The sequence below is a fragment of the Novipirellula sp. genome (assembly GCF_041583735.1).
GTDB lineage: Bacteria > Planctomycetota > Planctomycetia > Pirellulales > Pirellulaceae > Novipirellula.
The window spans coordinates 1-1,975 of sequence record NZ_JBFHFD010000996.1; the positions used below are offsets into that span (position 1 = coordinate 1).

2 protein-coding genes are annotated in these 1,975 nt (G+C 55.6%); both read left to right on the plus strand.

Annotated features, from left to right (window positions below; genetic code table 11):
- Positions 1-549, plus strand: a 549-nt coding sequence (locus ABX962_RS35415; RefSeq protein ID WP_372726359.1) for a DUF1553 domain-containing protein, incomplete at its 5' end; no start/stop codon positions are given.
- Positions 527-1,975: DUF1501 domain-containing protein (locus ABX962_RS35420; RefSeq protein ID WP_372726360.1), on the plus strand; the 1,449-nt coding region annotated here is incomplete at its 3' end. The genes ABX962_RS35415 and ABX962_RS35420, both read left to right, overlap by 23 nt.

Sequence of the window (1,975 nt, forward strand, 5' to 3'; positions counted from 1 at the left end):
AATCCGGATTTGCAAGCGAAAGATCCCGAAAACTACCTGCTAGGCCGGCAGCGACGTTTAAGGTTGGATGCCGAGATCATCCGCGATGTATCGCTGAGCGCCAGCGGACTGTTGTCGCCAAAGCTCGGTGGCCCGCCCGTGCATCCTCCGATCCCCGATGGCGTGATGAACCAAGGCCAAGTGCGGCGATCGTGGAATACTAGCAGCGGCGAAGACCGTTATCGACGAGGAATCTACACGTTTCGTTTTCGTGCCACCCCGCCGCCATCGCTAAATGTGTTTGATGCACCCGAGGGGTTGAGCAGCTGTACTCGCCGGCTTCGCAGCAATACACCGCTGCAAGCATTGACGCTTCTGAATGATCCGGCACATGTTGAGTTTGCAGTGGCGTTAGAAAAAATCATTGTTCGTGACGGACTCGAAACCGCCTTTCGCCGCTGTACCTCGCGGATGCCAACGGATGACGAAAGGGCGATCCTAGACAAACTCGATTCATTCACTGCGGCACGAGCGCTGTTGAACCTCGATGAAACAATCACCCGTGAATAGAGGCAATACGATGGATCCCCAAGGCATGAACGCCGCGGCCCTCAACGAGACAACTCGCCGCCATTTCTTTAGCCGCTGCACAATGGGCGTCGGCTCGATGGCATTGGCGTCGTTGATGGCCGAACGTGCGTCCGCAGTGTCGGCCTCTGCATCCAATCCGATGCAGCCCAAGCCGACCCATTTTCCCGCCAAAGCGAAGAACGTCATCTTCTTGTTTATGGCGGGAGGTCCTTCGCAATTAGAGACATTTGAATACAAGCCCAAGCTGACCGAGTGGAACGGAAAACCGATCCCTGAAAGTTTTGTCGAAGGGAAGCGATTCGCGTTTATGGACAGCAGCCATCGCAGCAATCTGCTGGGCACGACTCGGACGTTCAAACGTTATGGAAAAAGCGGGGCTTGGGTGAGCGATCTGCTGCCGCATACGGCAAAGATTGTCGATGAGCTGAGCATCGTTAAAACCTGCAAAACGGATCTGTTCAACCATGCTCCGGCCAAGTTTTTCATGAACACGGGAAGTGGCCAATTCGGTCGGCCAAGCATGGGGTCCTGGGTGACGTACGGGCTGGGCAGCGAATGTGATGATCTGCCCGGATTCATGGTCTTGCAAAGCGGCCCGCGAGGACCACGCGGTGGCGCCGTGCTGTGGGGCAGTGGTGTGCTGCCGACCACCTATCAAGGAGTGCCGCTGCGTAGCCAAGGCGATCCGATTTTGAATCTGTCCACACCGCCATCGGTCGGCCAAACGAAGCAGCGAGAGTTGGTGGACGCGGTGCGTGAATTAAACTTGAAGCGGCTTGTCGAAAGCGGCGACCAAGAGATCTCCACGCGAATCAATGCGTACGAGTTGGCGTATCGGATGCAAAGCTCTGCCCCTGAATTGATGGATACTGCCGATGAAAGCGCCGAGACGCTTGCGATGTACGGGGTTAAGGATCCTAATGAATCGAGTTATGCCAGAAACTGTCTACTAGCACGTCGTTTGGTCGAACGTGGAGTGCGGTTCATCCAGCTGTACCACACCAACTGGGACCATCATGGCGGCCCCACCGAGAATTTGCAAAAACACTTGCCGGAAATTTGCAACGAGGTCGATCAAGCCTCTGCCGCTCTGGTGATGGATTTGAAGCGTCGTGGTTTACTGGATGATACGATCGTGATTTGGGGCGGTGAATTTGGTCGCACTCCGATGGGCGAAGTCCGCGAGAACACCGGCCGCAATCATCATATCGACGCGTTCACAATGTGGTTCGCCGGTGGGGGATTCAAGCCAGGGCAAGTGTACGGGCAGACCGATGAATTTGGATTTGGTCCGATTGAGAATCCGGTGCATGTTCATGATTTGCACGCCACACTGCTTCACCAGCTCGGACTGGACCACCAGCGGTTATCGGTGCGATTCCAAGGCCTCGATTTCCGACTCACC